Below are 25,726 nucleotides of genomic sequence, written 5' to 3'. Positions count from 1 at the left end.
GTGATTTACATTTGGGTAAGCATTTATGGTTGCCGGGCATTCGATGAAAAAAGCGCTTCTGACAGGTACGGCTCGACGCGGGCGGCGGACGGCTTTAGGCTTTGTCGTCGCAGTGGCTGCTGTGTCCGGCGTCAATCCGGCTTATGCTCAGAGTGTTTTTTCAAGCAACACCACTCCCCTGCCCGGCCTTCCGGACAGCCAGTTCGGAACAGCCGGAACCACAAGTGTTACGGGCGGTGCCGCAACGGCGACATGGCCGACACCGACAACGCAGGATGATATCGATCAGGGCGCGTCCCGCCTTTATGGTCCCACCGCTATTCCAGCGACGCAACGACCTGCCCGGCCGGAAAATACCGCTGAGAATGATGACCTGAACCAACCTGTCGAACAGGATCTGAATCAGCAATACGACCAGCCGGCGGATGACGACACGGGGCCTCTGGACCGGACACAATGGGAAGAACGGTACCGCGAGGGCGCTGACTCGCCTGGCATGCGTCTGGGCACGTTCGTTCTCCGTCCATCCGTCAATCAGAGCATCAATACGGAAGTGATCCGCGATCACGGCTCGAAGGAAACACGCAATTATCTTGCAACTGGCATACGCGGCACATTAACCTCCGACTGGTCTCGTCACGCACTGACGATTACCGGTCAGGGCGTCTACGAACGCAATTTGAACGGCAGCCAGAACAACGCCGATCCGAACGCACGGATCGGCGCCGATCTTCGGCTGGATCTTGCCGACGATACAGTTGCACATATTACCGGAAATTACAGTTTCGAACGCGAGGATGTCGCGGACCCCAACGCAGTCGGTAATGCCTCCGAACAGGCAGGCGTCCATCAATTCGAGACCGAGGCCTCGATAGAACGTGAGGTGGGGCGCATCCACGGCCTGGCGGCCATCGGTGCCAGCCGCAATGTGTATACGGATGCGAAACTGTCCGATGGCTCCGTCTTCAGCATGAAGGATCGAGACCGCACCGGCATCGACGGACGTCTACGCCTTGGATACGAGCTTTCGCCGGCAATCATTCCTTTCGCCGAAGTGGCACTTGGGCATACCTCTTACGACCGCCGACGCGACAGCGCCGGTTATGAACGCTCTTCCGACAATTATGCAGCACGCGCCGGCGTCGCGTTCGATTTCGGTGAAAAACTGCGCGGAGAGTTGGCAGGCGGATATCAACGCGTGGCCTATGAGGACTCCCGGCTGGATGCGGTGAACGCCTTTACCGCAGACGGCAACGTCAGCTGGTCACCGCGCCGTGGCACTGACATCAATATCGGGCTTCGCAGCACTGTCCAGGATTCGACTGCAGCAGGCCAAGGCGGGTGGGCGGAGTATCAGCTGAGTTCCGCTCTCGCTCACCAGATGCGTGATCATCTCGTCGCCCGCCTGACGGGAAGTGCGACGCTTCGCGATTTTCAGGGATCAGGCAACAACAACGTCACCTGGATTACCGGAGCAGGCCTGACATGGAGTATCAATCGATATCTGGATATGACCGGCGACGTAGAATACGAAACAACGACCGGGGGCGGCTCCGATCAGGACATTCTTCGCGCCGGCATAGGGTTGACCCTGCGGCGATAATCACATTTCCGTGAACAGACGTGATGCATGATGAGCATACGTCGCAACTCCCATAATTGGAGTTTGCCTATAGAATGAGCAAAAGCTCAGCAGAAAAATTATGGCATAACGACAAGTTGTCGCATCTTGTCGCAATCTCGAAGCCTATGAACAAATGTTTCGCGCAACCATTTAGACATCATGTTTCCCATGCTTGAAATGCAATGGTTAAAAGGCTGCCCGGTAATATCAAGCCGGAAGTGAACTGTGAAATATCGCTGTTTCCTGATCCCTACCTCTTTCATCTGTTAGCAGATGCAGCATATAGCGGCCCATTCGGCATATTTTTGCCGCAATGCAGCATTGCCGCATGGCGCAAGTTTGAGGTTTCAAATTGGCTAGTCTTACCAACAACGGCACAAAGGCCGGAAGCTCGAAGTCTTCCAAGGTCGGCGCCAACAATTATCAGTTCGCTCTTATTGCACTGACGTCGCTGTTCTTCATGTGGGGCTTTATCACCTGCCTGAACGACATTCTCATTCCGCATCTGAAGAACGTCTTCTCGCTGAACTACACGCAGTCGATGCTCATTCAGCTTTGCTTCTTCGGCGCCTATTTCATCGTATCGCTGCCAGCGGGTGCGCTGGTTAAGCGCATCACCTATAAATGGGGTATCGTCGTTGGCCTGCTGATCGCCGCGATCGGCTGCGCCCTCTTCATTCCGGCAGCAAGCTACCGCGTCTACGGTCTTTTCCTCGGAGCGCTCTTCATTCTCGCTTCCGGCGTGACCGTCCTTCAGGTCGCCGCCAACCCGTACGTGACCGAACTCGGCGCACCGGAAACGGCAGCCAGCCGCCTGACGCTCACCCAGGCATTCAACGCGCTCGGCACGACCGTTGCTCCATTGTTCGGCGCCTTCCTGATACTGTCGGCAGCAACCGGCGACATCGCCACCGCTACCGGCCAGCAACTGGAAACGCTGCGCCTGGAAGAAGCCGATGCAGTTCGCTTCCCCTACATGCTTCTGGCGATTGCCTTCCTCGTGCTTTCGGCAATCTTCGCAGCCTTGAAGCTGCCGCAGATCGAAGAGGAAGCCGTTGAAACCGAAGGTGGCGAACGCGCTTCCGCATGGTCCTACCGCCACCTCGTTCTCGGCGCGATCGGCATTTTCGTATATGTCGGCGGCGAAGTTTCGATTGGTAGCTTCCTGGTAAACTACCTTGCGGAGCCGACTATCGCCAACCTGCCGGAAGCAGAAGCAGCTCACTATGTTGCTTACTTCTGGGGCGGCGCAATGGTTGGACGCTTCATCGGCGCCTATGCCATGCGCTACATCGAAGACGGCAAGGCACTCGCCTTCAATGCCATCCTGGCAGCTGTCCTTCTCCTGGTAACGGTCTTTGCCGGCGGCAAGCTGGCCATGTGGGCTGTTCTCGCGATCGGCCTGTTCAACTCGATCATGTTCCCGACAATCTTCAGCCTTGCGCTGAAAGGTCTTGGCCGTCACACCAGCCAGGGTTCGGGCATCCTGTGCCTGGCCATCGTCGGCGGTGCGATCGTTCCGGTTATCATGGGCGCTCTTGCCGATACGATCGGCATCCACCTCGCCTTCCTGATGCCGGTGATTTGCTACATCTACATCTTCTACTACGGCATCAAGGGCCACAAGGCCGTCTGACATTGCCTATCTAGCGTGGGGTAAATCCCCACGCCCCAAACGAAAGAAGCCGCCGGGGCAGACCTCGGCGGCTTCTTTTATTTTCAGCTTGCGCAGATGTTACTTCAGTTTGGCAGCAAGCGCCTTGAGCGGGCCTTCGATGGCCGGGCGGATATCCGGGCGCTGCAGGGCAAAAGCGAGGTTCGCCAGAATGAAGCCGTCCTTGGCGCCGCAGTCATAGGTCTCGCCGGTAAACGGATAGGCAGCGAAGTCCTGATCCTTGGCCAAGGCCAGCATGCCATCGGTCAGCTGGATCTCGTTGCCGGCGCCGCGCTCCTGGGTCTCCAGGATCTTGAAGATCTCAGGCTGCAGGATGTAGCGACCGTTAATGAAGAAGTTGGAAGGTGCGGTGCCCTTGGCCGGCTTCTCGACCATCTCGGTGATCTTGAAACCACCATTGCCGACGGAAGCGCCCTTGCCGACGATCCCGTATTTATGCGCCTGTTCCGGATCGCATTCCTCGACGGCCAGAACATTGCCACCAGTCTGTTCGTAAAGCTCGACCATGCCCCTGAGGCAGCTCTTTTCCGATGACATGATCATGTCGGGCAGCAGCACTGCAAAAGGCTCGTCGCCAACGATGTCGCGGGCGCACCACACGGCATGGCCGAGACCGAGCGGAACCTGCTGGCGAGTGAAGCTCGCCGTGCCGGCCTTCGGCAGAATATGCGACAGAAGCGTCAGTTCGGCATTCTTGTTGCGCTCGCGCAGCATCTGCTCCAGTTCGAACTGGATATCGAAATAGTCTTCGATGACGCCCTTGCCGCGGCCGGTGACGAAAACGAAATGCTCGATACCGGCTTCAGCCGCCTCGTCCACCACATACTGGATGACCGGCTTGTCGACCACAGTCAGCATTTCCTTTGGAACGGCCTTGGTCGCCGGAAGGAAACGCGTGCCGAGTCCGGCCACCGGAAAAACTGCTTTGCGGATCTTACGCTGTTCAGACACTCATGCCTCCTGAATGCACTTCATTGTGCGGATATGAAACCTTCGGGGTTGTAGTGTGCAATTGCTACTGTTTCGCAAAAGGCTCCCACGAACCCGTGATCTATGGTAAAGAATTTGTTGACTCTATTACGTTAAGACATCGTTGAGCCGCATACCAGACACGCCATGAACGGCGCATGAAGGAATGGATACGACTGCCGATGACCAGATTCCGCACCCGCTCACGTAGCTTCGCCCTCCTGCTTGCAGCCGGTCTCGCGACGGCCATGATGCCATTAAATGCTCAGGCCGATGCGGGCTTCAAGAGATGGGTTGCAGATTTCTACGAGACCGCAGCCAAAAGTGGCATCACGCGTTCGACATACCAGAAGGCTTTTGCCGGCATCAATGAACCGGACCCGGAGGCTTTACAGAAGGCCCAGTACCAGCCCGAGTTCAAATCGCAGATCTGGGAATATCTGGATAGCCGCGTCAATCCCTACACCGTTCAGATTGGTCGGCAGATGGCCGCCCGCCATGGCGCCACGCTGAACGCCATTGAGCGCCATTTCGGCGTTGACAAGAACATCCTGCTCGCCATCTGGTCCATGGAATCCAATTACGGCGCAGTCTTGGAAAAGCCGGAACGGCTGCATCACGTTCCGCAGGCACTGGCCACACTCGCGTGGGCGGATCCCAAGCGAGCAAAATTCGCCCGTACCCAGCTGATCGCCGCCCTGAAGATCCTGCAGGCAGGTGACGTGACGCCAAAGCAGCTGACCGGATCATGGGCCGGCGCGATGGGCCATACGCAGTTCATTCCTACGAGCTACCTGCTTTACGCGGTCGATGCAGATGGTAACGGCAAGCGCGATATCTGGCACTCTATCCCCGATGCATTGGCAACCTCCGCCAACCTTCTCGCCCAGAACGGCTGGACTACCGGCAAGACATGGGGTTACGAGGCCGTTCTTCCATCGGGCGCTGGCAGATACGAAGGCCAGACGAAGACGCTTGCCCAATGGGCCGCACTCGGCTTTGTACGCCCTAACGGCAAGGGTTTCCCGCGCGGTACGGATCGTGCGACGCTGAAGCTGATGGGCGGTTCAAACGGACCGGCCTTCCTGATGATGAAAAACTTCTACACCATCAAGAAATATAACGCGGCAGACAGCTACGCTCTGGCTGTAGGGCTTCTTGCCGACGAGATCGCGGGTTATGGCGGCATGCAACAATCATGGCCGCGCCCACAAGGCACGCTCGATATCAGGGAAAAATTTGAACTGCAGAGCCGCATGAAGGAACTGGGCTATTATGACGGCGAAGTCGATGGCAATTTCGGCTCCGGCTCCAAGGCCGCGATTTCTGCGATTCAGAAAAGACTGGGCATGAACCAAGACGGCGAGCCATCGCAATCGCTGCTGCGCGCCCTGCGTTGACATGTGATCCAGCGGGCGCAAGATTTGTGATCATGATAGCCCGTCGGGATTCGTAACGATGTTTGTTGACCCCATGAAGAAAAGCCTTGTTCAGCGCGTTGGTTGCGGCGTGCTGACGGTTGCTCTCTTGGCCGGCAGCTTTCCCGTTTCCGCCGGAGCACAGGAACCGGTAAGACGCCGGAACCTGTTTGATCTGCTTTTCGGCGGGCCCCGTTACGAACGGGAAGAGCCTCCGGTCCGCTATAACCGACGTGACGGCTCGATCATCGAGACGGCTCCGCGACGGGAGCGCAACCGAAGCGCTGCAAGACCGCCCGCTCCACGGCCTCCGATCCCACTTGCGCCGCCTAAACCCGATCCGGTCGCGAAACTGGAAGATGCCCGCAAGATCCTCGTGGTCGGTGATTTCTTCGCCGGCAATATCGGCGGTCAGCTTGAGACCACATTTGAAGCATCTCCCGGCGTCGCCGTATTCACCCGAAGCGACGGCTCTTCGGGCCTCGTTCGAGACGATCATTACGATTGGCTGAAGGAGCTTCCGGGCATCATCACCGAGGCCAAGCCGGCGATGGTCGTCGTCATGATCGGCGCCAACGATCGCCAGCAGATGACCTCGGGGGCAAGGGAAAAATTCCCGACAGACGCGTGGTTTGCCGAATACCGGCGACGCGTGTCGGAGGTCGCTCGCATCGTGACCAGCCGCCGGCTGCCGCTGCTCTGGGTCGGCCTGCCCTCTTTCCAGTCGCCGTCGATGATGGCGGATGCCGCCAAGCTCAACGCCATCTACCGTGCACGCACGGAAGACGTGGGCGGCGAATTCGTCGATATCTGGGATGGTTTCGTCGACGAGGACGGCAAGTTCATCCTGACCGGCTCCGATGTGAACGGCCAGCAGGTCCGCCTGCGTGGAGCAGATGGCATTACCTTTACCGAAGCCGGCAAGCAGAAACTGGCCTTCTATGTCGAGAAGCTTGCCCGCCGCCACCTGGGCGACATGGCAAGCCCGGAACTGGTGAACCTGGGACCCGGCACGTTGCCGGACCTCAATCTGCCGGTGGATCCCAACAAGACGCTCCCCGCGCTGCCGATCAGCCTATCCGACCCCGACCTCGACGGCGGCAAGGAACTGCTAGGAGCGGTCCCGAAGACAAACAGCCTCACCCAGTCCCCGCGCGAGCGATTGGTCAAGCGCGGCGAAATGGACCCGGCTCCCGCAGGCCGCATCGACAACTACAAGATCTCGAAGACACAATAAGAACAGGCGCCATTTACGGCGCCTGTAATGTTCAGTCTCGCACGGTGCTGACGGATCACCAGTAGCCGAGCGCTCTCCACCACACTGCGCCGACCGCGGCGAAGATGACGAGATTGACCAGGCACATGATGAAGCCCACGCCCCACCACTTGCCCATGGTGATGTAACCGCTGCCAAAGATGATCGGCGATGTGCCTGTCGCGTAGTGGGTCAGCGTCATCATGATCGACGACGAGGCTGCCATCATCAGCAGGAAGACGGCATGGTATTCTGCCGGGATCAGCATCACACCGACGGTAAGGAAGGCAAGCATCATGGCGCTGACATGCGCGGTGGTGCTGGCAAACATGTAGTGCGCGAAGGTGAAGATGAGCACCAGGATCGCAGCCGTCATCTGCCAGCTCAAGTCCGCATGCGAGATCATGTCCTTCATGCCGTTCGAGAACCAGCCGATCACACCAAGCTTGTTCAGCTGGTCGGCCATCATGACGAGCGCGCCGAACCAGATGAGCGTATCCCAGGCGCTTTTTTCCGACAGCACATCATCCCAGTTGATCGTGCCGGTGATCAGGAGAGCGAAGAGACCGAGCACTGCGACCACGGTCGGGTCAAGCGTGAAGGCAGGTCCGAAGATCATCGCCGGAACGTTGGCCCAAAGAATCAGCAGCATGACGAAAGTGCCGATCATCACCATTTCCTTGCCCGACAGAGGCCCCATCGCCGCCAATTCCTTCTTGGCATACGAAACGGCATCCGGCGTGCGCTTAAGCTCAGGCGGCGAGATCATGTAGAGCACGAGCGGCATGACCACGAGCGCGACCAGACCCGGCACGAACATGGCCAGCGCCCAGGTAACCCAGGTCAGTTGCATCGCGCCGCCGGTCGACTTCGCGATATATTCGAGCACCAGCGGGTTGGGCGCGGTCGCGGTGACGAACATCGCCGACGAAATCGGGTTGGCGTGATAGTTCACCAGCGCCAGATAGGTGCCGACCTTGCCCTGCGTCCCCTTTGCCGGATCCGAATCGAAGGCATTGGCGATCGACTTCATGATCGGGTGGATGATGCCGCCGCCACGTGCGGTGTTGCTCGGTGTAAACGGCGCTAGGATCAACTCGCAGAAAACCAGACCGTAACCGATGCCGATCGTCCGCTTTCCGAGAAGCGCGATGAAACCGAGGCCGAGGCGACGCCCCAGACCGGTCTTCCTCAAACCCAGCGAGATCAGGACCGCAATGACGATCAGCCAAATCAGCGGGTTGGCGAAGCTGCTGAGCGCATCGGCAACGGCGCCCTTGGAATTCGGCGATGTCACCTGCATCAGCGAGACGATGACGATCGCCATCAGCGCCATCACACCGATCGGCATGACCTTGAGGATGATCGCCAGGATCGTGGTCAGGAAGATGGCCAGCATCTTCCAGCCGTTTTCATCCAGCCCAGCAGGGGCCGGGATAGCCAGAAGGGTGAACAAAAAAACCGTCGTGATGATCGCCGGAATGATTCGGAACGGAACCATGTCCCTGAAATAACTTAGAATAGCCGGAATACTGAAGCGCATTAACTTGTCCTCGGGTGTCCAGAGCCTTGATGTTTATCAAGGCCCTTCGAACAAGGCGTTACACGATCCCGCCGCCCTCCCCTTGACGTTGGTCAAATTTGCAAAATTGTGACGGCACCATGAGATGCAGACAAAACAAAACCGCCACCTACCCGGTTTTCGGGAAGGTAGCGGTTCTGGTTCGATCATGGTGACCTGAAAATGCTCGAAGGCCGATATCAGCGCGGCAGCAGAGAGCTTCCCATCAAAGCCTCATCGATCGCACGGGCAGCCTGACGGCCCTCACGGATCGCCCAGACGACCAGCGACTGACCACGGCGCACGTCACCTGCCGTCCACAGCTTGTCGACCGACGTCTTGTAGTCGCGCTCGTTGGCAACGACATTGGTCGAGCCACGACGGTCGACATTGATATCGAGCTTTCCGTCGAGTTCGCTCAGCACGCCTTCCTTCAGCGGACCCGAGAATCCGATGGCGATGAAGGCGAGATCGGCCTTGATGATGAAATCGGTTCCGGCGATCGGCTTGCGGCGTTCGTCGACTTCGCAGCAACGCACGCCGGTCAACTGACCGTCTTCGCCGATGAATTCGAGTGTCGCGACCTGAAACTCGCGGACAGCGCCCTCAGCCTGAGAGGAAGAGGTACGCATCTTGGTTGCCCAGAAGGGCCAGACGGCAAGCTTGTCTTCCTTTTCCGGCGGCTGCGGACGGATGTCGAGCTGGGTTACCTTGACGGCGCCCTGGCGGAAAGCCGTGCCGACGCAGTCGGAAGCCGTATCGCCACCACCGACGACCACGACATGCTTGGCACCGGCAAGGATCGGCTCGGCCGCCCAGGCAACGCTATCGATGTTTTCGCGGCCTATGCGGCGGTTCTGCTGCACAAGATACGGCATGGCATCATAGACACCATGCAGGTCAGCGCCAGGGATGCCTGCCGGACGCGGCGTTTCCGAACCACCGCAATAGACGACGGCATCGTGTTCGGCGGTCAGTTCTTCGACCTTCTTGTCGACGCCGATATTGACGCCGTAATGGAAAGTAACGCCTTCGCCGGTCATCTGCTCGACGCGACGATCGATGAAGTTCTTCTCCATCTTGAAGTCCGGAATGCCGTAACGCAGCAGGCCGCCGGCCTTGCTCTCGCGCTCATAGACATGAACTTCATGACCGGCGCGGGCAAGCTGCTGTGCAGCCGCCATGCCAGCGGGGCCTGAACCGATAACGGCAACCTTCTTGCCGGTCTTCACCGTTGCCGGATGCGGCACGATATAGCCAAGCTCGTAGGCCTTGTCGGCAATCGCCTGTTCAACCGTCTTGATCGCAACCGGCGCATCCTCGAGATTCAGCGTGCAGGCTTCCTCGCACGGCGCGGGACAGACGCGGCCGGTGAATTCCGGGAAATTGTTGGTGGAATGGAGGTTGCGGATCGCCTCTTCCCACTTGTTGTTATAGACCAGATCGTTCCAGTCCGGGATCTGGTTATGCACGGGACAGCCGGTCGGGCCATGGCAATAGGGGATGCCACAGTCCATGCAGCGGGCAGCCTGTTTGGTTACTTCCGCATCCGACATCGGAATGGTGAATTCGCGGAAATGGCGGATACGATCCGACGCAGGCTGGTACTTCGCCACCTGCCGGTCGATTTCCATGAAACCCGTTACCTTGCCCATGTCATTCCCTCTTCAAAGCAGGGTGCCCGTAGGACCCCAGTACCAGTAGGCGAAACCGATAACCGCCCCCAGCACGATAAACTCTATTGCAACATTGCCGCTCGCGAAGAATGCAGCCGCTGGCACAGCGACTGCGATGCTCACCGAAACCAGTCGATGAACAAAAGCCATCTGGCTTACTCCGCAGCGACGCCCATCCGCATGCGTTCCATCTCGACCAGCGCACGGCGATATTCGACCGGCATGACCTTGCGGAACTTCGGCCGGAACTCGCTCCAGCGATCAAGGATATCCTTGGCGCGGGTCGAACCGGTGTAATGCATGTGGTTGGAGATCAGCTGGTAGAGACGCTCCTCGTCGTGGCGCGTCATGTCTTCGGAAACGTCGACACGTCCCTTGTGCATGATGTCGCCGCCGTGATGGTGCAGCTTTTCCAGCATGTCGTCCTCTTCCGGAACCGGCTCAAGCTCGACCATCGCCATGTTGCAGCGCTTGGCGAAATCGCCCTTCTCGTCCAGCACGTAAGCGACGCCGCCCGACATGCCGGCCGCGAAGTTGCGGCCCGTTTCGCCGAGAACGACGACAATGCCGCCGGTCATGTATTCGCAGCCATGGTCACCCACGCCTTCGACAACCGCGATCGCCCCGGAGTTGCGCACCGAGAAACGCTCACCGGCAACACCGCGGAAATAGCACTCACCGGTCGTCGCGCCGTAAAGCACGGTATTGCCGACGATGATCGAGTTTTCGGCAACGATCTTCGAGTTTTCCGGCGGACGCACAATGATCCGGCCACCGGACAAGCCCTTGCCGACATAGTCGTTGCCGTCGCCAACGAGATCGAACGTGATGCCGCGGGCGAGGAAGGCACCGAAGGACTGGCCGGCCGTACCGGTCAGCGTCACATGGATCGTGTCGTCCTTCAGACCCTTCTGGCCCCAGCGTTTGGCAAGCTCACCCGAAAGCATCGCGCCGGCAGAACGGTCGACGTTCTTGATCGGCACTTCGAAGACAACCGGCTCCTTGCTTTCCAGCGCGGCAGCAGACTTCTCGATCATCTTGCGGTCGAGAATGTCGTCGATCGGATGCTTCTGGCGCTCGGTCCAGTAGGTAGCAGCCTTCGGCGCTTCCACCTTGTGGAAGATCTTGGAGAAATCGAGGCCCTGGGACTTCCAGTGCGCCAGCATGTCGTCCTTTTCGAGCAGGTCGGAAAGGCCGATGATCTCGTCGAACTTGGTAAAGCCGAGCGATGCCAGGATTTCGCGTACTTCTTCGGCGACGAAGAAGAAGTAGTTGATCACGTGTTCCGGCGTACCCTTGAACCGCTTGCGCAGAACCGGATCCTGCGTGGCAACGCCAACGGGGCAGGTATTGAGATGGCACTTGCGCATCATGATGCAGCCGGCAGCGATGACCGGAGCCGTCGCGAAGCCGAACTCGTCCGCACCGAGAAGCGCACCGATGATGACGTCACGGCCGGTCTTCAGGCCGCCATCGACCTGCAGCGCGATGCGCGAACGAAGACCGTTCAGCACCAGCGTCTGCTGGGTTTCGGCAAGCCCGATTTCCCATGGGCTACCGGCATGCTTCAGCGACGTCAGCGGCGAAGCACCCGTGCCGCCGTCGAAACCGGCAACCGTGATATGGTCGGCGCGCGCCTTGGCGACACCGGCAGCAACCGTACCGACACCGACTTCGGACACCAACTTGACCGAAATGTCGGACGTCGGGTTGACGTTCTTCAGGTCGTAGATCAGCTGCGCCAGATCTTCGATCGAATAGATGTCATGGTGCGGCGGCGGCGAGATGAGGCCAACGCCCGGCGTCGAATGACGGGTCTTTGCAACGGTCGCATCGACCTTGTGGCCGGGCAACTGACCACCTTCGCCGGGCTTCGCGCCCTGCGCCACCTTGATCTGTAGCATGTCGGCATTGACCAGATATTCGGTCGTCACACCGAAGCGGCCGGACGCGATCTGCTTGATTGCCGAACGCTCGGGGTTCATCGAACCATCCGGCAGCGGCAGGTAACGATCGCTTTCTTCGCCGCCCTCACCGGTATTCGACTTGCCGCCGATCCGGTTCATCGCGATTGCGAGCGTCGTATGCGCTTCACGAGAAATCGAGCCGAAGGACATCGCGCCGGTCGAGAAACGCTTGACGATATCGACAGCCGGTTCGACCTCATCGAGCGAGACCGGCTTGCGGCCGAGCGCTTCCGCCGACTTGATCTTGAACAGGCCGCGGATCGTGTTCATCCGAACCGAGCTCTCGTTCACCATCTGGGCGAACTCGCGGTAGCGATCCTGGCTGTTGCCGCGCACGGCGTGCTGCAGGGTCGCCACCACATCCGGTGTCCAGGCATGGCTTTCGCCACGCATGCGATAGGCATATTCGCCGCCGATATCGAGCGACGAGGCCAGAACCGGGTCCTTGCCGAAGGCGGACGCATGGCGACTGACGGTTTCCTCGGCGATTTCGGTGAGGCCGATGCCTTCGATAGAGGTCGCGGTACCGAAGAAATACTGGTTGACCAGTTCCGAGTTCAGGCCGACGGCGTCAAAGATCTGACCGCCGCAATAGGACTGGTAGGTGGAAATGCCCATCTTGGACATGACCTTGAGAATGCCCTTACCGACCGCCTTGATATAGCGATAGACCATCTCGCCGGCATCGACTTCCTTAGGGAATTCGCCGCGCATATGCATGTCGGTCAGCGTGTCGAACGCGAGATAGGGGTTGATCGCTTCCGCACCGTAACCGGCCAGAAGACAGAAGTGATGGATCTCGCGCGGCTCGCCGGATTCAACGACGAGACCGACCGAGGTGCGAAGCCCCTTGCGGATCAGGTGGTGATGCACGGCAGCCGTCGCCAGAAGCGCCGGGATCGCGATACGGTCAGGGCCAATCTGGCGGTCGGACAGCACGATGATGTTGTAGCCGCCCTTGACCGCAGCCTCTGCGCGTTCGCAGAGACGATCGAGCATTTCCGGCATGCCTTCGGCGCCGCGCTCGATGTCATAGGTGAAATCGAGCGTCTTGGTGTCGAAGCGATCTTCCGTGTGACCGATCGAGCGGATTTTTTCCAGATCGCCATTGGTCAGGATCGGCTGGCGCACTTCCAGACGCTTGGCATTCGCCATGCCTTCATGGTCGAGAATGTTCGGGCGCGGACCGATGAAGGACACGAGGCTCATGACGAGTTCTTCGCGGATCGGATCGATCGGCGGGTTCGTCACCTGCGCGAAGTTCTGCTTGAAATAGGTATAGAGCAGCTTCGACTTGTCCGACATCGCCGAGATCGGCGTATCGGTGCCCATCGAACCGACGGCTTCCTGACCGGTCGTCGCCATCGGCGACATCAGGATCTTCGTGTCCTCGGTCGTGTAACCGAAGGCCTGCTGGCGATCGAGCAGCGAAACGTCACGGCGCAGCGCGCGCGGCTCCACCGGCTTCAGGTCTTCAAGGATAAGCTGGGTGCGATCGAGCCACTTCTCGTATGGGTGCTTGGTCGCAAGCGTCGTCTTCAGCTCCTCGTCGGAGATGATCTGGCCCTTCTCCATGTCGATCAGCAGCATCTTGCCCGGCTGGAGGCGCCACTTCTTGATGATCTTTTCTTCCGGCACCGGCAACGTGCCGGCTTCGGACGCGAGAATGACGCGGTCGTCATCGGTGACGAGATAACGGGCCGGACGCAGGCCGTTACGGTCAAGCGTCGCGCCAATCTGCTTGCCATCGGTAAAGCAGACGGCTGCCGGACCGTCCCACGGCTCCATCAGGGCAGCGTGATATTCGTAGAACGCCTTGCGCTCCTTCGACATCGACTGGTTGCCGGCCCATGCTTCCGGGATCAGCATCATCATCGCATGCGCCAGCGAATAACCGCCACGAAGAAGGAACTCGAGCGCATTGTCGAAGCAGGCCGTATCCGACTGGCCTTCATAGGAGATCGGCCAGAGCTTGGAGATATCGTCACCGAACAGCGGCGAAGATACGGAAGCCTGACGCGCCGCCATCCAGTTGACGTTGGAACGCAACGTGTTGATTTCACCGTTATGCGCGACCATGCGGTAAGGATGCGCCAGCTTCCAGGACGGGAAGGTGTTGGTAGAGAAACGCTGGTGAACGAGTGCCACGGCCGTCTCGAAACGCGGATCGGCAAGGTCCTTATAATAGGCGCCGACCTGATAGGCGAGGAACATGCCCTTGTAGACGATCGTCGAGGACGACAGCGAAACCGGATAGAAACCGGTTTCCTGGCCACCGAACTGGTCGTAGATCCGGTTGGAAATCACCTTGCGGACCAGGAAAAGCTGGCGCTCGAATTCGGCATTGGTCGCGGCATCGCGCCCGGCACCGATGAAGACCTGCAAGTGATAGGGTTCGGTGGCAGCGATATCCGGTGCCTTGGAGAGCGAGGAATTATCGACAGGCACATCGCGGAAGCCGAGGAACTGCTGTCCCTCTTCGGCAATCACGTCGATGATGACCTTCTTGAAATGCTCGATCTGCTCGGCATCGCGCGGCAGGAAGAAATGACCGACAGCATATTCGCCGGCCTTCGGCAGGGTCACACCCTGCTTGGACATTTCCTCACGGAAGAACCGATCCGGGATCTGCACCAGAATGCCCGCGCCGTCACCCATCAGAGGGTCGGCACCGACAGCACCGCGATGCGTCAGGTTTTCCAGGATGAACAGGCCGTCCTTGACGATCTGGTGAGACTTCTGGCCCTTCATATTGGCAATGAAGCCGACGCCGCAGGCATCATGCTCGTTGCGCGGATCATAAAGACCCTGGGCGGCAGGAATGCCGGAGGCGATGAAAGGCACGCCCTGCCCGGCTTTCGCCGAGGCTATGTCGGTGGGACAGTGCTGATCTAAAACCTTCTTCGTCATCGTCATTCCTCCTGTTGGCCGCCATTTTCAGCGAGCAAGGTGGCATCCCATCAAATCCTGGAGATGACAGCGCCATCACCAGTCACGCAACTACGCCGCTCCAGCATCGAGCCAAGAACCTATAAAGACTCAAAGCCCAAACCAGATCGACGTCCAATTCGGCGGTTCGACACGAGTTCAAAACTGATCGCCGGATAAATTAGGACAGAAAAGCTGACCTAATTCTCAATCTGATATCGCATGATTTTAACTTCCTCACAAGGGAGTGTCTGCAAAAATCTGCACGTGACACGACACTCCATTACGCAAAACGAATGGGTTTGAGTAATTTAATTGCGCAAAGCCGATCCGATAAACTCTTTCATTGCCATGCGAATAGGTCCACCCATCGGAGACAGGCTTTACCGTTGCGCGAATGCGAAAAAGTCTTAATCTCCCGGCACTCCAACCAATCTCAAGGTGCCATTTCATGTTCTTCGCCTCCGACAATTGGGCAGGAGCCCATCCTGCCATCAACAAACGCTTGTCGAAGGAGTCGACTCGTTTCGCCGCAGCCTATGGAACGAGCGACCTGGACCGCTCCATCGAGCAGCGCTTCAACGAGATCTTTGAAAAAGAAGTCGCTGTCTTCTTTGTCGCCACCGGCACAGCCGCCAATTCGCTTTCGCTCGCCAGCATCGCCCGCCCCGGCGGCCTGACCTTCTGCCACACCGAAGCGCATGTGATCGAAGACGAATGCGGCGCTCCGGACTTCTTCTCTGGCATGCGCATGGTTGGCGTCGAAGGCCCGGCCGGCAAGATGCTGCCGGAAAACCTTCTGGAACGGATTGCGCGTTACCCACAGGACGCCGTCCATCATGGCCGCGCCGCCGCCGTCACCATGACCCAGGCAACCGAAGTCGGCACCATATACACGCTCGACGAAATCGACACGATCTCGAAAATCGCCAAGCAAAACGGCCTGCCGCTTCACATGGACGGCGCTCGCTTCGCCAACGCTCTCGTTTCGCTCGGTTGCACGCCGGCGGAATTGACCTGGAAGCGCGGCGTCGACGTCCTGTCCTTCGGCGGCACGAAGAACGGCTGCTGGTGCGCCGAAGCCATCGTCTTCTTCGACCCGCAACTCGCCAAGGACTTCGCATTTCTGCGCAAGCGCACCGCCCAGCTGTTTTCGAAGTCACGCTTTATCGCGGCCCAATTCGAGGCCTATCTGCAGGACGATCTGTGGCTAGGCTTGGCCAGCCATGCCAATGCGATGGCCGACCGCCTGCGCACAGGCTTTGGCTCGCTCAACAGCGCCCGTCTCGCATGGCCGACAGAAGCGAACGAAGTCTTCGCCGTGCTGCCGAAAACATCCGCCAAGGCCGCAGCAGAACAGGGCGCAAAGTTCTATGACTGGCTGGAACCCCGCGACATGCCGGAAAAAGTCCGCAAGGACGAAGCTCTTATCCGCATGGTCACCTCGTTTGCGACGACCGAAGAGGATGTCGACCAGTTCCTGTCTATCTGCGCCTCGGCTTGAAGTCGGACTCGATGCTCAAATAGATTGCGGCACGATCCGTGCCGCAATCAGGCTGGAAAGAGCTTCGACCATTACCGCATCGGCGCCACGCCGCGGGATCAGGACGAACTCAACGTCTTCCAGCCGCGGCAGGCGATCGCCGGCAATTTCACGCAGGCCCTCCGGCACCATGCTGCGCGGCTGCACCATAACCCCCATGCCCGCACGCGCCGCAGCGGTCAGCCCGCTCAGGCTGCCGCAGGTACAGACGACGCGCCACGCAAACTTCTCCCGATCGAGCGCCTCCTGCACCACCCGCCGGGTGATCGAGGGCGGCGGAAATGCGATCAGCGGCAGGACCGCATCCCTGGCCGGAGCAAAATGAGGATCACGCGCAAGCCAGACCAGCGGCTCGCGATAGAGAAGCTTGCCATGCGTATCTCCGACATGGCGCTTGGCAAGCACGAGATCGAGATCGCCGGCATCCTGCATCTGGTTGAGCACCGCCGACAGCGCCACCGTCAATTCCAGATCAACCAGCGGATGGAGGCGAATGAAATCTTCCAAAATCCCTGTCAACCGGTTGGCGACCACATCTTCCGACACACCGAGCCTCAGCCGCCCGCGCAGCCGGCTTTCTCCGAAAAGCGACAGGACCTGACCATTGAGATCAAGCATGCCACGCGCATAACCGACAAGCGCCTCGCCATCGGCGGTCAGCCGCACCTGATGCGTGTCGCGAAACACCAGTTGGCGTCCCAGCGACTTCTCCAGCCGCTGGATATGCTGCGTCACGGTCGACTGCCCCACACCGAGCCTTGCCGCAGCCTCGGTAAAACTGCCGGTCTGCTGCAGCATGAGAAAGCTGTCGAGGTGATGAAGGTTCAGCATCGCTATTGCACTTCATGATAACTGTTAGTGTTTGCATTTAACTTTACGATAATAGAAACCGCAATCAATATACCCTTGAGGGCCAAGGCCCGCGGAGCATGTGATGAAGCGCTTTCTGCCCGATCTATATACGATGATGCTGCTGGGAACCGTGATCCTCGCATCCTTCTTTCCCATTTACGGCGCCTGGGCAGACTGGTTCGCCATCGCGACGGATATCGCCATCGGCCTTCTCTTCTTCCTGCACGGCGCGCGCCTGGCGCGCGACACAGTGGTCGCCGGCGTGTTGCACTGGCGCCTGCACTTGACGATCGTGCTCACCACATTTGCAGTCTTCCCGATCCTCGGCCTGGCTCTCGGCTTCATTCCCGAAAGCATCCTGCCGGCACCACTCTACCTCGGCATGCTGTTTCTCTGCGTACTGCCCTCGACCGTGCAGTCATCGATCGCCTTCACCTCAATGGCCGGCGGCAATGTACCGGCCGCCATCGTCGCAGCCTCTGGCTCCAACATTCTCGGCATGTTCCTGACCCCTGCCCTCATCGCTCTACTCCTGTCGACAACGGGTGGTGGCGGCGTTTCGCTTGACGCTCTGGAAAAGATTGCGCTGCAGCTGCTAGCCCCATTTATCCTCGGCCAGATCCTGCAGCCCTGGATCGGCAAATGGATCCGCTCAAAGAAGCAGCTTCTGATGCCTTTCGACCGCGGCTCGATCCTGATGGTGGTCTATCTTGCCTTCTCGACGGCCGTCATCGAAGGTATCTGGAAAACCTTCTCTGTAACCGACATCGCCGTCGTCATCGGCCTCGATATCGTCCTGCTCGCAGCCGTGCTCTGTATCACCATGTTCGGCAGCAGACTGCTCGGCTTCAGCAAGGAAGACGAGATCACCATCACCTTCTGCGGCTCCAAGAAGTCGCTGGCATCAGGTGTGCCGATGGCAAATGCAATCTTTTCCGGCAATTCCGCATCGATCGGCGCGATCGTTCTGCCGATCATGCTCTTCCACCAGATCCAGCTGATGACCTGTGCGGTGCTGGCGCAGAAATATGCCGACCGCCTGAAAGCAAAGGAACTGAAGGCGGAACCGGCAGCGGCTTAACCAGGCCCGAATACAAAAACGCCCCCTCCTCGCGAAAGGAAGGGGCGGCGGCTCGCGGTCCTTGATGGGAGGATCAGAGACGAAAGCGTTAGTTCACCTGCTGCGGAGCGACCTGGGCTTCGATCGTTTTGGTCGTGTCGCCGGCTTCAGCTGCAATCGAGATACGGCGGGGCTTCATCGCTTCCGGAATATTCCGGACGAGGTCGATATGAAGCAATCCGTTCTTCAGCGAAGCGGTTTCGACTTCGACGTGATCGGCAAGCTGGAAGCGTCGCTCGAAGGCGCGCTTGGCGATACCGCGATAGAGAAACTCGTTCTGATCGGCACCATCTTCTTCTGCCTTTTCACCCTTCACGGTGAGCGCATGAGCCTGGAATTCGATCGAAAGTTCCTTTTCGTCGAAACCGGCGACAGCCATGGTGATGCGATAGGTATTTTCACCGGTCCGCTCGATATTATAGGGCGGATAGCTCTGCCCCTGATCGCCAAAGTTGCGATTGTCGAGAAGATTGAAAAGCCGGTCGAAACCGACGGTGGAACGGTAAAGCGGGGAAAAATCGACGTGACGCATAATGTCCTCCATTGAAGCGACGTTGCGGTTTTCACTTGGGTGTCAACATCCCGTAATGGCGATGAGGACCCCGTTGAGCAGACCCTTTCGGCGCCTGCAGAGTGAAGATGGGAATTGCAGCCACGCCCTTCAAGACCCCGATACGTCACAGCCGTTTTGCCAATGAACACCGCATGAACAGCAGGTTTTGCTGAGGTTCAGCCCCATATTGCTAAAAGCAAGGTTCTGGAAGGCGGCATGCCTCCTTGGACCGAAGCATATTCGTCCCGTCGCTTCGGTCAGCCTTGCCGGAACCGCGCTGTCATCCCCGTGTCGCCGGTTCCGGCCCTCTTTTTCTCACGTCATGGACAGATGAGCGCCAGCCGAACCAGCGCCCACCCCGGCTGAAAATGGCGTGGTTCAGTGCACCGCGCCCGACCCGCCGGCCGCCACGATGGCGAAGGGCTGACCTTCCACGGCGATGGTCCGCACCTCCTTCAGGTTGTCTCCATCGACAACGCGAACGAGGCTCTTGCGCGGATCGGTGACGGCGATCTGACCATCAGCAACAGCCAGCCGCGGACGCGGATCACGCCAATGCCCGTCCTTGCTGTAAGGCTCGGTTACCGTCTCGCTTTTGACGATCCCCCCCTTCACCACATCGATGAGATGCAGCTTGCCGTCTTCGGTCAGCACATAGGCGCTATGCGGATCGGCAGGATCGAGCGCGAAGTCGACACGTCGCGTCGGCAGCTCGATCAGGCGATAAGCCTCCTCAGCGCTGTCCGGATCGACAAGCACGATATTGTCCTCACCGTAATTGCCGAGAAAGAACTGCATCGATTTTCCGCCCAGTAGCGTCGACACCTTTCCCTTCGGCAGGTCCTTGCCATAGCCGAGCATCTCAAGCTTCGGCCCATCCATGCCGCCCGGCCGCGCAACGAGAACGCCTTCTTCGCAACCGAAGGCGACAAGCCGCGCAGAGCTTGCCTCGCCATGCAGACCGGTGCAGGTCGCGACCTCGCCCACCTGCTTGCCATCGGCATCGACGACACGCAGGCCGAGACGCGGCGGCAATTCGCCCTCCTTCACCGCCACCTCGGTATTCGGCACCGAAACGAGGAAATGATTGCCGACAGGAACGGCGACACCATGATGGGCTGCGATCGTGTCGAACGGTTTCAACACCGCGCCGCCATCCGCAAGCGCCTCCTCGCCGACGAGATCGAACTTCGCTTCCCGATCGTAGAAGACGGCGACCTGATCACCATGGGTGACGACATGGCCGGGCTTCTGCCCCCTGATCACCGTCGAGACCAGTTTCGGCTCATTGATTTCGATATCGCGATGCTCGCCATGATCCGACAACGAAATTCCGGTTGAGATGGCATGAACGATATTCTCGTCACCCTGAACGGCGAAAACCGTTCGCCCGCTGTCACTCAACGAAAGCGCTGCATATCCTTCCAGATCGAACTTGCCGATCTCCTTGCCGGACGAAAGATCGATGGCGCGAACCACCGGCAGAGTGTGATCGGCAACGAACAACCGCCACGTCTCCGCATCCTTTTCCTCTGCAAATGCAACGGATCCAAACACCGCGCTCGAGGCGAGAAGGGTCGCCGTAAATCCGGCAACACGCAACAAATGGGACATAACCTCTCCTATATGTAATAACATTACGTATGATGTGTTATACAGTTACATCACCCATGTCCACCCACGCTCCACGCATAATCCTGGAAGACGCGATTTCGCTTGACCTGCAGCCGCACTCGCCTAACGCTGAATTCATGAGCGAGAACCAGATCAGCCACGACATCCTTCGCCCCACGCCGGAAAACCCTGCGCCGGACAATTACTCCGCGGGCTATTTTACCGGTCATCGCGGCGTGAAAATCCGCTACGGCCTGTTCCGCTCGGATATCGTGCCGGCACGCGGCACCATCGTGCTGATCCAGGGTCGCAACGAGTTCATCGAGAAATATTTCGAGACGATCCGCCATCTGAACGCGATGGGTCTGTGGGTCGCGACCTATGACCTGCGCGGGCAAGGCGGATCCGACCGGCTGAAGAAAGATGCCAGGAAAGGGCATGTCCGGCGTTTTTCCGATTACGAGAAGGATCTCGAGATCTTTCTGAAACAGGTCGTTCTGCCGGATGCCCGCCTGCCCTTCTTCCTTGTAGCCCATTCCACCGGCGCGCTGATTGCCCTTTCAGCAGCACCGCGCCTGTCGAACCGCATTAGCCGGATGGCGCTCGCATCCCCCTATGTCGGCTTCCATGGCCAGCCCGCATCGGAAAAATTCGCCCGCCCTCTGGCGCGACTGATGTCCTGGACCGGTTTCGGTGGCGTCCAGCTCGGCGGCGACCGACGACTGATCCCCTTCGAGGGCAATGGCCTGACGGGAGACCGGAAGCGTTTCGAACGCAATCTCGAACTTTATCGCAGTTTCGAAGACCTGACTGTCGGCGCTCCCACGGCGCGCTGGGTGCACGAAACGCTGAAAGCAGCCTCCCGCGTATCACTGCAGTCGCACCTGATGGAAATCACCATCCCGACATTGATTCTCGCACCCGTGCTCGACGGCGTCGTGCCTTACCGCCTGCAGGAAAATCTGTCGCGGAATTTCCGTGCCGGACAGCTCATCCCCGTCACCGGTGGCCGGCACGAACTGTTTCAGGAGAAGGATATCTATCGCGCCCAGGCCATGGATGCGATCGAGACCTTCATGCCCGGCCTCGATGGCGGGCTGGAAATGTCAGAAACTGCCGCCTGACGATCTTGATCACCGCCCGGCGAGCAACGCCATAGCCTGCTCGTAAACGGCCTTCGAGCCGGCTGCGATGATATTGCCGCCATTCTCCGGTCGGCCACCGTCCCAGGTCGTGATGATACCGCCGGCCTGTTCGATGATCGGGATCAGCGCCCCGACATCATACGGCTGCAGGCTATTTTCGACGACGAGATCGACATGCCCTGCCGCAAGAAGCACATAGGCGTAACAATCGCAGCCATACCGGAACAGCCGCACCTTCTCCTCGACGGCCCGATAGCGCTTGAGATCATCTCCCTGGAAAATATGCGGTGAGGTCGTGAACAGGATGGCATCGGAAAGCGATCCGCAGTCACGCACCGAAATCTGCCGCTCGCCGTCCGGCCCCGAATACCACGAACGATTGCCATCGGCGAAATAACGCTCGCCGATGAACGGCTGGTCCATCATCCCCATCGTCGCGAGACCAGCGGAGCGAAAGCCGATCAGCGTGCCCCACACAGGCAGGCCGGAAATGAACGCCCGCGTTCCGTCGATCGGATCGATCACCCAGACATGCTCGCGATCGAGCCCGATGCTTTCATGCTCCTCGCCAAGTATGCCATGCTCGGGGAAGCGCTCTTCAATCAGCGCACGGATAGCCGTTTCAGCTGCGCGGTCACCTTCTGTCACCGGATCGAAACCTCCGGCCAATTTGTTGACGACGGAAATTCCGGTGCGAAACCGGGGCAGCGTCTCACCCTTGGCGGCATCGGCAAGCGCATCGAAAAAAACGCGGTCAGGCAACATCGGCAGATCCTTGAATTATCACGTGAGAACATGCTGCGGAGGCAGGACAATTTCTTCATAGGGCCTCTTGCTGCCAAAGAAAACCGCTTTCGATGCCAACCCCTTAATCAGAAAGCCCAAAAATGACGCAAATTTAGTCACTCGAAAAACATGCTTGACAATTGTGCATAACTGGCCGTATTTTCCTAATCACAGTCTTTGACTGTAAATACCCTCCTTGGGTGTTTCCTCCCTAGACTTAGCCGCGCGATGAGCGCGGTTTTTTTTGCCCACATGACAGCCAAAGCCGGCACAAAGGCGCAAAGTCAGGATTGCTCTCTGGGGCCAAGGGAAAAGCGGCTATTCCGCCGCGAGTGCACTCGCATCGTCGGCAAAGTCACCAACCAACTCCGCCATCTGCCGCATGAAGGTAGAAAGCGCCGCAGCAACAAGCGGGAACTCCGCCTTCTTCTCCAGCGTCACCTCATCGACATAAAGGCCACGATTGATCTCGATCTGCAGCGCATGCAGCCCGCGAACCGGCCGACCGTAATGCTCGGTAATGAACCCGCCCGCATATGGCTTGTTGCGCACGGCGGAAAAACCCATGTCATCGAAGAACTGCAGCGCTGCGCGCGAAAGCTCGGCCGACGCACTCGTTCCGTAACGATCACCAATAATGAAATCCGGCCGCACATCCGAACCGGAGAGACGGACATTGCCCGGCATCGAATGGCAGTCGATCAGGATGCCGATGCCGAACCGAGCATGGGTGCGCGCGATCAGTTTTCGCAGGCAGGCGTGGTAAGGTTTATAAATCGTCTCGATACGGGACAATCCCTCATCGACGGAAAGCCGCTTGCGGTAGATTTCCATGTTCTCCGCCACAATCCGCGGAATCGTCCCGAGACCACCTGCAACCCTCATCGACCCTATATTCACATAGGGCGGCAGCGGCCCGTCGAACATGCGCGGGTCCAATTCGTACGGTTCGCGGTTGACATCGAGATATGCACGCGGAAAGTGTGCAACGAGAAGCGGGGCTCCCAGTTCAGGGGCATCGGCAAAAAGCTCATCGACGTAATGATCGGCAGAACGCCGGATCGAAAGCGAGTCCAGATGGCTGCTCGCGAGGAAATCCACAGGAAAATGGTTGCCGCTATGCGGTGAATTGAAGACGAATGGAATGGTCTGCGACGCGGGTTCTCTGACTTCGAATTCCTGAAAATCTCCCGTCGACTGATCCATCCTGCCTTTACCATGTCACGAACAAGTCTGATGTGGCATGTTGCCAGTTGCCCGACGCCAAGTCCATACTATGTATAGCCCACCAAACGCCGCTCCGCGTCGGTTAAACGGAAATTTACCGTAAGCCGGCATTATGGAAGGCTCATACAACCTCAGGCATGCACGGATACGGTCCCGACGATGATACAGAAAATCCTTCTCGCCGAAGACGACAACGATATGCGCCGTTTTCTGGTGAAGGCACTGGAAAAGGCGGGATATAAGGTCGCCTCTTTCGACAATGGCGCAAGCGCCTATGACCGGCTTCGCGAAGAGCCCTTCTCTCTTCTCCTGACCGACATCGTCATGCCGGAGATGGATGGCATCGAGCTTGCCCGCCGCGCCACCGAACTCGATCCCGACCTCAAGGTGATGTTCATCACCGGCTTTGCCGCAGTTGCCCTGAATTCCGATTCGAAGGCCCCCAAGGACGCCAAGGTCCTGTCGAAGCCTTTCCACCTTCGTGACCTCGTCGACGAAGTAAACAAGATGCTCGCTGCAGCCTGAATCATTTTTTTCGGAATCAGACGAACGATCGAGGCGCCCAATCGGGCGCCTTTTGCGTTTTGGGATCGGCACATAACCGCCCCCTAATCCCGCCTTCAATCATCCACAGGCACAAAAATCCCAGAAATGCAGGCCGGTCAAAAAAGCTTCGCATTTCTTCCAAAAAACCAGTTGACGCCCCGATCACGGTATGGTCTATGCGCCGACATCGGATGGGCGTGTAGCTCAGCGGGAGAGCACTACGTTGACATCGTAGGGGTCACAGGTTCAATCCCTGTCACGCCCACCATCCGAATTTTAAGCAAGGCCTTGTAATGACAAGGCCTTTTGCATTTCTGGAAGACGCACGAATAGCGCCGCTGGGTTCGGCTGAACCAACTCGGAAAGTCCGCTCCGGCCAGTTTTTCCTACCTTCCGATTAGCCCTCCAGCTTTGCCAGAATCCATCGTAGCAACTGGATAAAATCTCTCGCCATCTGTGCCAGGTCATCGATGATCAAAGATATTCGATGATGGGTGTAAATTATCGCGAGCGTGAGAACCAGCATAACCAGCCATGGCCATATCGGCTTTCGCTTTGGCGGCTGCTTATCGCCTTCGACGGGATTACTGACGTTCATCGACTATCTCCTGCAGACGTCAGTACACGTTCCGCGCCTGTCGACAAATCGCCTTCTTCATGGGTCCGGACAGATGAAAGCCTCGGCGCAGAGCGCAACCATGCTGCTTCAGGACAGATCAGGTCGTCATAGCCTGCGCCTCGTTCCTGCTCTCCCTGGCAGAACCAGAAGGCCCGCCCCATTCCGCTGAAGGATAACAAATCAGGCCGCGTATATTCACCCTGGATTACAATGCCGAATGCTCATGCAATCCTGCAGCGAAGAAATCTTTGTCGAAACCTGCCAAAAGGCAAAAAATCTGCAATGCCTCAGACCTAAATTACTGTTTGGTCACTTGTTTTGGGCAGTCTTGCGCCGACCAAAGGCATCGATCCGAGAGAAGCAGGATGGCACAGTACAAATATTCTGACCGCCTCGTTCAGGCCAATTCGTGGGCCTTCGACCAGGACTATAAGCCTGGACAGCCCGTCACCAATGCCGGCATCTATCGCTGTCGGGCCTGTGGTGACGAGATTGTCGTCGACAAGGGGGCAACCATCCCGAAAAGCCATCATGAGCATTCGCTTCTGGGGCCGGTCGTCTGGCAGTTGCTCGTCTTCGCCCAGAAACACCCGGGACGATGAAGTCCATATAGCTTCGCCGGAACACGTCAAAGCCGCCCGCAAGGGC

20 protein-coding genes and 1 tRNA gene are annotated in these 25,726 nt (G+C 58.5%); 10 read left to right on the top strand and 11 right to left on the bottom strand.

Translation table 11 applies throughout. From position 1 onward, the window contains the following. Positions 1 to 43: 43 nt before the first annotated feature. The gene (locus GGE33_RS02245) at positions 44 to 1,603 is read left to right on the top strand and encodes an outer membrane beta-barrel protein (protein ID WP_183821086.1); all 1,560 of its coding nucleotides are present in this window, start codon (positions 44 to 46) and stop codon (positions 1,601 to 1,603) included. A 373-nt stretch (positions 1,604 to 1,976) separates the two neighbouring features. Next, a complete protein-coding gene (locus GGE33_RS02240; protein ID WP_246435698.1) occupies positions 1,977 to 3,260 on the top strand; it encodes a sugar MFS transporter in 1,284 nt (427 codons plus the stop codon). A 99-nt stretch (positions 3,261 to 3,359) separates the two neighbouring features. Here the strand turns inward: GGE33_RS02240 and galU are convergent, their stop codons facing one another. Then, positions 3,360 to 4,250 carry a UTP--glucose-1-phosphate uridylyltransferase GalU gene (gene galU / locus GGE33_RS02235; protein ID WP_183821085.1) on the bottom strand — a complete coding sequence of 297 codons (891 nt, stop codon included), beginning with the start codon at positions 4,248 to 4,250 and terminating at the stop codon, positions 3,360 to 3,362. Positions 4,251 to 4,450: 200 nt separating this feature from the next. Here galU and GGE33_RS02230 point away from each other — a divergent pair, with 200 nt between their 5' ends. Both GGE33_RS02230 and GGE33_RS02225 read left to right on the top strand, forming a co-directional pair. After that, positions 4,451 to 5,668: a lytic murein transglycosylase gene (locus tag GGE33_RS02230; RefSeq protein WP_148143464.1), complete on the top strand. Its 1,218-nt coding sequence runs from the start codon at positions 4,451 to 4,453 to the stop codon at positions 5,666 to 5,668. Between the two features lie 58 nt (positions 5,669 to 5,726). Next, entirely contained in the window at positions 5,727 to 6,923 is a 1,197-nt protein-coding gene (locus GGE33_RS02225; protein ID WP_183821084.1) for an SGNH/GDSL hydrolase family protein, read from the top strand. A gap of 55 nt (positions 6,924 to 6,978) precedes the next feature. Here the strand turns inward: GGE33_RS02225 and GGE33_RS02220 are convergent, their stop codons facing one another. The 4 genes from GGE33_RS02220 to gltB form a co-directional block, all read right to left on the bottom strand. Continuing rightward, positions 6,979 to 8,484 carry a DASS family sodium-coupled anion symporter gene (locus tag GGE33_RS02220; protein ID WP_183821083.1) on the bottom strand — a complete coding sequence of 502 codons (1,506 nt, stop codon included), beginning with the start codon at positions 8,482 to 8,484 and terminating at the stop codon, positions 6,979 to 6,981. 218 nt (positions 8,485 to 8,702) lie between these two features. After that, positions 8,703 to 10,157 carry a glutamate synthase subunit beta gene (locus tag GGE33_RS02215; RefSeq protein ID WP_148143458.1) on the bottom strand — a complete coding sequence of 485 codons (1,455 nt, stop codon included), beginning with the start codon at positions 10,155 to 10,157 and terminating at the stop codon, positions 8,703 to 8,705. A gap of 12 nt (positions 10,158 to 10,169) precedes the next feature. Then, on the bottom strand, positions 10,170 to 10,328 hold the full coding sequence (locus GGE33_RS02210) for a hypothetical protein (protein WP_183685249.1): 159 nt from the start codon (positions 10,326 to 10,328) through the stop codon (positions 10,170 to 10,172). 5 nt (positions 10,329 to 10,333) lie between these two features. Then, positions 10,334 to 15,061, bottom strand: a complete 4,728-nt coding sequence (gene gltB / locus GGE33_RS02205) for a glutamate synthase large subunit (RefSeq protein ID WP_394353621.1) — start codon at positions 15,059 to 15,061, stop codon at positions 10,334 to 10,336. 463 nt (positions 15,062 to 15,524) lie between these two features. On the opposite strand from gltB, the gene GGE33_RS02200 reads away from it, so the two are divergent. After that, positions 15,525 to 16,577 carry a threonine aldolase family protein gene (locus tag GGE33_RS02200; RefSeq protein WP_183821082.1) on the top strand — a complete coding sequence of 351 codons (1,053 nt, stop codon included), beginning with the start codon at positions 15,525 to 15,527 and terminating at the stop codon, positions 16,575 to 16,577. A gap of 15 nt (positions 16,578 to 16,592) precedes the next feature. Here GGE33_RS02200 and GGE33_RS02195 read toward each other — a convergent pair whose 3' ends face one another. Further along, positions 16,593 to 17,447, bottom strand: a complete 855-nt coding sequence (locus GGE33_RS02195) for a LysR family transcriptional regulator (RefSeq protein ID WP_183821081.1) — start codon at positions 17,445 to 17,447, stop codon at positions 16,593 to 16,595. 103 nt (positions 17,448 to 17,550) lie between these two features. Between GGE33_RS02195 and GGE33_RS02190 the strand changes: the two genes are divergently transcribed. Beyond that, entirely contained in the window at positions 17,551 to 18,549 is a 999-nt protein-coding gene (locus tag GGE33_RS02190; protein ID WP_183821080.1) for a bile acid:sodium symporter family protein, read from the top strand. An 88-nt stretch (positions 18,550 to 18,637) separates the two neighbouring features. On the opposite strand, the gene GGE33_RS02185 is transcribed toward GGE33_RS02190, so the two are convergent. Together GGE33_RS02185 and GGE33_RS02180 are read right to left on the bottom strand one after the other, a co-directional pair. After that, the gene (locus GGE33_RS02185; protein ID WP_148143449.1) at positions 18,638 to 19,120 is read right to left on the bottom strand and encodes an Hsp20 family protein; all 483 of its coding nucleotides are present in this window, start codon (positions 19,118 to 19,120) and stop codon (positions 18,638 to 18,640) included. Between the two features lie 399 nt (positions 19,121 to 19,519). Next, a complete protein-coding gene (locus GGE33_RS02180) occupies positions 19,520 to 20,755 on the bottom strand; it encodes a metallochaperone AztD (RefSeq protein ID WP_183821079.1) in 1,236 nt (411 codons plus the stop codon). A 137-nt stretch (positions 20,756 to 20,892) separates the two neighbouring features. Between GGE33_RS02180 and GGE33_RS02175 the strand changes: the two genes are divergently transcribed. Beyond that, the gene (locus GGE33_RS02175) at positions 20,893 to 21,879 is read left to right on the top strand and encodes an alpha/beta fold hydrolase (protein ID WP_183821078.1); all 987 of its coding nucleotides are present in this window, start codon (positions 20,893 to 20,895) and stop codon (positions 21,877 to 21,879) included. A 9-nt stretch (positions 21,880 to 21,888) separates the two neighbouring features. On the opposite strand, the gene hisN is transcribed toward GGE33_RS02175, so the two are convergent. Beyond that, positions 21,889 to 22,665 carry a histidinol-phosphatase gene (gene hisN / locus GGE33_RS02170; protein ID WP_183821077.1) on the bottom strand — a complete coding sequence of 259 codons (777 nt, stop codon included), beginning with the start codon at positions 22,663 to 22,665 and terminating at the stop codon, positions 21,889 to 21,891. Between the two features lie 339 nt (positions 22,666 to 23,004). Further along, complete coding sequence (locus GGE33_RS02165) at positions 23,005 to 23,892, bottom strand: N-formylglutamate amidohydrolase (RefSeq protein ID WP_183821076.1); 888 nt, start codon at positions 23,890 to 23,892, stop codon at positions 23,005 to 23,007. A 180-nt stretch (positions 23,893 to 24,072) separates the two neighbouring features. On the opposite strand from GGE33_RS02165, the gene cpdR1 reads away from it, so the two are divergent. Continuing rightward, a complete protein-coding gene (gene cpdR1, locus GGE33_RS02160; RefSeq protein ID WP_112457710.1) occupies positions 24,073 to 24,438 on the top strand; it encodes a response regulator CpdR1 in 366 nt (121 codons plus the stop codon). A gap of 214 nt (positions 24,439 to 24,652) precedes the next feature. Further along, positions 24,653 to 24,727 (top strand) — tRNA-Val (locus tag GGE33_RS02155). Positions 24,728 to 24,856: 129 nt separating this feature from the next. Here the strand turns inward: GGE33_RS02155 and GGE33_RS02150 are convergent. Beyond that, the gene (locus GGE33_RS02150; RefSeq protein ID WP_183821075.1) at positions 24,857 to 25,057 is read right to left on the bottom strand and encodes a hypothetical protein; all 201 of its coding nucleotides are present in this window, start codon (positions 25,055 to 25,057) and stop codon (positions 24,857 to 24,859) included. A 386-nt stretch (positions 25,058 to 25,443) separates the two neighbouring features. Here GGE33_RS02150 and GGE33_RS02145 point away from each other — a divergent pair, with 386 nt between their 5' ends. Then, positions 25,444 to 25,680: a hypothetical protein gene (locus GGE33_RS02145; RefSeq protein WP_183685251.1), complete on the top strand. Its 237-nt coding sequence runs from the start codon at positions 25,444 to 25,446 to the stop codon at positions 25,678 to 25,680. The last annotated feature ends 46 nt before the right edge of the window (positions 25,681 to 25,726 follow it).

The sequence above is a fragment of the Aliirhizobium cellulosilyticum genome, from assembly GCF_014198105.1.
GTDB classification, from domain to species: Bacteria; Pseudomonadota; Alphaproteobacteria; order Rhizobiales; family Rhizobiaceae; genus Neorhizobium; species Neorhizobium cellulosilyticum.
This window is presented reverse-complemented; position numbering and strand designations above follow the sequence as displayed.

What these genes read in the sequence shown, in the direction of transcription:
- GGE33_RS02245 (WP_183821086.1), top strand. Translation starts at nt 44, where the DNA reads ATGAAAAAAGCGCTTCTGACAGGTACGGCTCGACGCGGGCGGCGGACG.
- GGE33_RS02230 (WP_148143464.1), top strand. Translation starts at nt 4,451, where the DNA reads ATGACCAGATTCCGCACCCGCTCACGTAGCTTCGCCCTCCTGCTTGCA.
- GGE33_RS02225 (WP_183821084.1), top strand. Translation starts at nt 5,727, where the DNA reads ATGTTTGTTGACCCCATGAAGAAAAGCCTTGTTCAGCGCGTTGGTTGC.
- GGE33_RS02220 (WP_183821083.1), bottom strand. Translation starts at nt 8,484, where the DNA reads ATGCGCTTCAGTATTCCGGCTATTCTAAGTTATTTCAGGGACATGGTT.
- GGE33_RS02215 (WP_148143458.1), bottom strand. Translation starts at nt 10,157, where the DNA reads ATGGGCAAGGTAACGGGTTTCATGGAAATCGACCGGCAGGTGGCGAAG.
- GGE33_RS02210 (WP_183685249.1), bottom strand. Translation starts at nt 10,328, where the DNA reads ATGGCTTTTGTTCATCGACTGGTTTCGGTGAGCATCGCAGTCGCTGTG.
- gltB (WP_394353621.1), bottom strand. Translation starts at nt 15,061, where the DNA reads ATGACGATGACGAAGAAGGTTTTAGATCAGCACTGTCCCACCGACATA.
- GGE33_RS02200 (WP_183821082.1), top strand. Translation starts at nt 15,525, where the DNA reads ATGTTCTTCGCCTCCGACAATTGGGCAGGAGCCCATCCTGCCATCAAC.
- GGE33_RS02195 (WP_183821081.1), bottom strand. Translation starts at nt 17,447, where the DNA reads ATGCTGAACCTTCATCACCTCGACAGCTTTCTCATGCTGCAGCAGACC.
- GGE33_RS02190 (WP_183821080.1), top strand. Translation starts at nt 17,551, where the DNA reads ATGAAGCGCTTTCTGCCCGATCTATATACGATGATGCTGCTGGGAACC.
- GGE33_RS02185 (WP_148143449.1), bottom strand. Translation starts at nt 19,120, where the DNA reads ATGCGTCACGTCGATTTTTCCCCGCTTTACCGTTCCACCGTCGGTTTC.
- GGE33_RS02180 (WP_183821079.1), bottom strand. Translation starts at nt 20,755, where the DNA reads ATGTCCCATTTGTTGCGTGTTGCCGGATTTACGGCGACCCTTCTCGCC.
- GGE33_RS02175 (WP_183821078.1), top strand. Translation starts at nt 20,893, where the DNA reads ATGAGCGAGAACCAGATCAGCCACGACATCCTTCGCCCCACGCCGGAA.
- hisN (WP_183821077.1), bottom strand. Translation starts at nt 22,665, where the DNA reads ATGTTGCCTGACCGCGTTTTTTTCGATGCGCTTGCCGATGCCGCCAAG.
- GGE33_RS02165 (WP_183821076.1), bottom strand. Translation starts at nt 23,892, where the DNA reads ATGGATCAGTCGACGGGAGATTTTCAGGAATTCGAAGTCAGAGAACCC.
- cpdR1 (WP_112457710.1), top strand. Translation starts at nt 24,073, where the DNA reads ATGATACAGAAAATCCTTCTCGCCGAAGACGACAACGATATGCGCCGT.
- GGE33_RS02150 (WP_183821075.1), bottom strand. Translation starts at nt 25,057, where the DNA reads ATGAACGTCAGTAATCCCGTCGAAGGCGATAAGCAGCCGCCAAAGCGA.
- GGE33_RS02145 (WP_183685251.1), top strand. Translation starts at nt 25,444, where the DNA reads ATGGCACAGTACAAATATTCTGACCGCCTCGTTCAGGCCAATTCGTGG.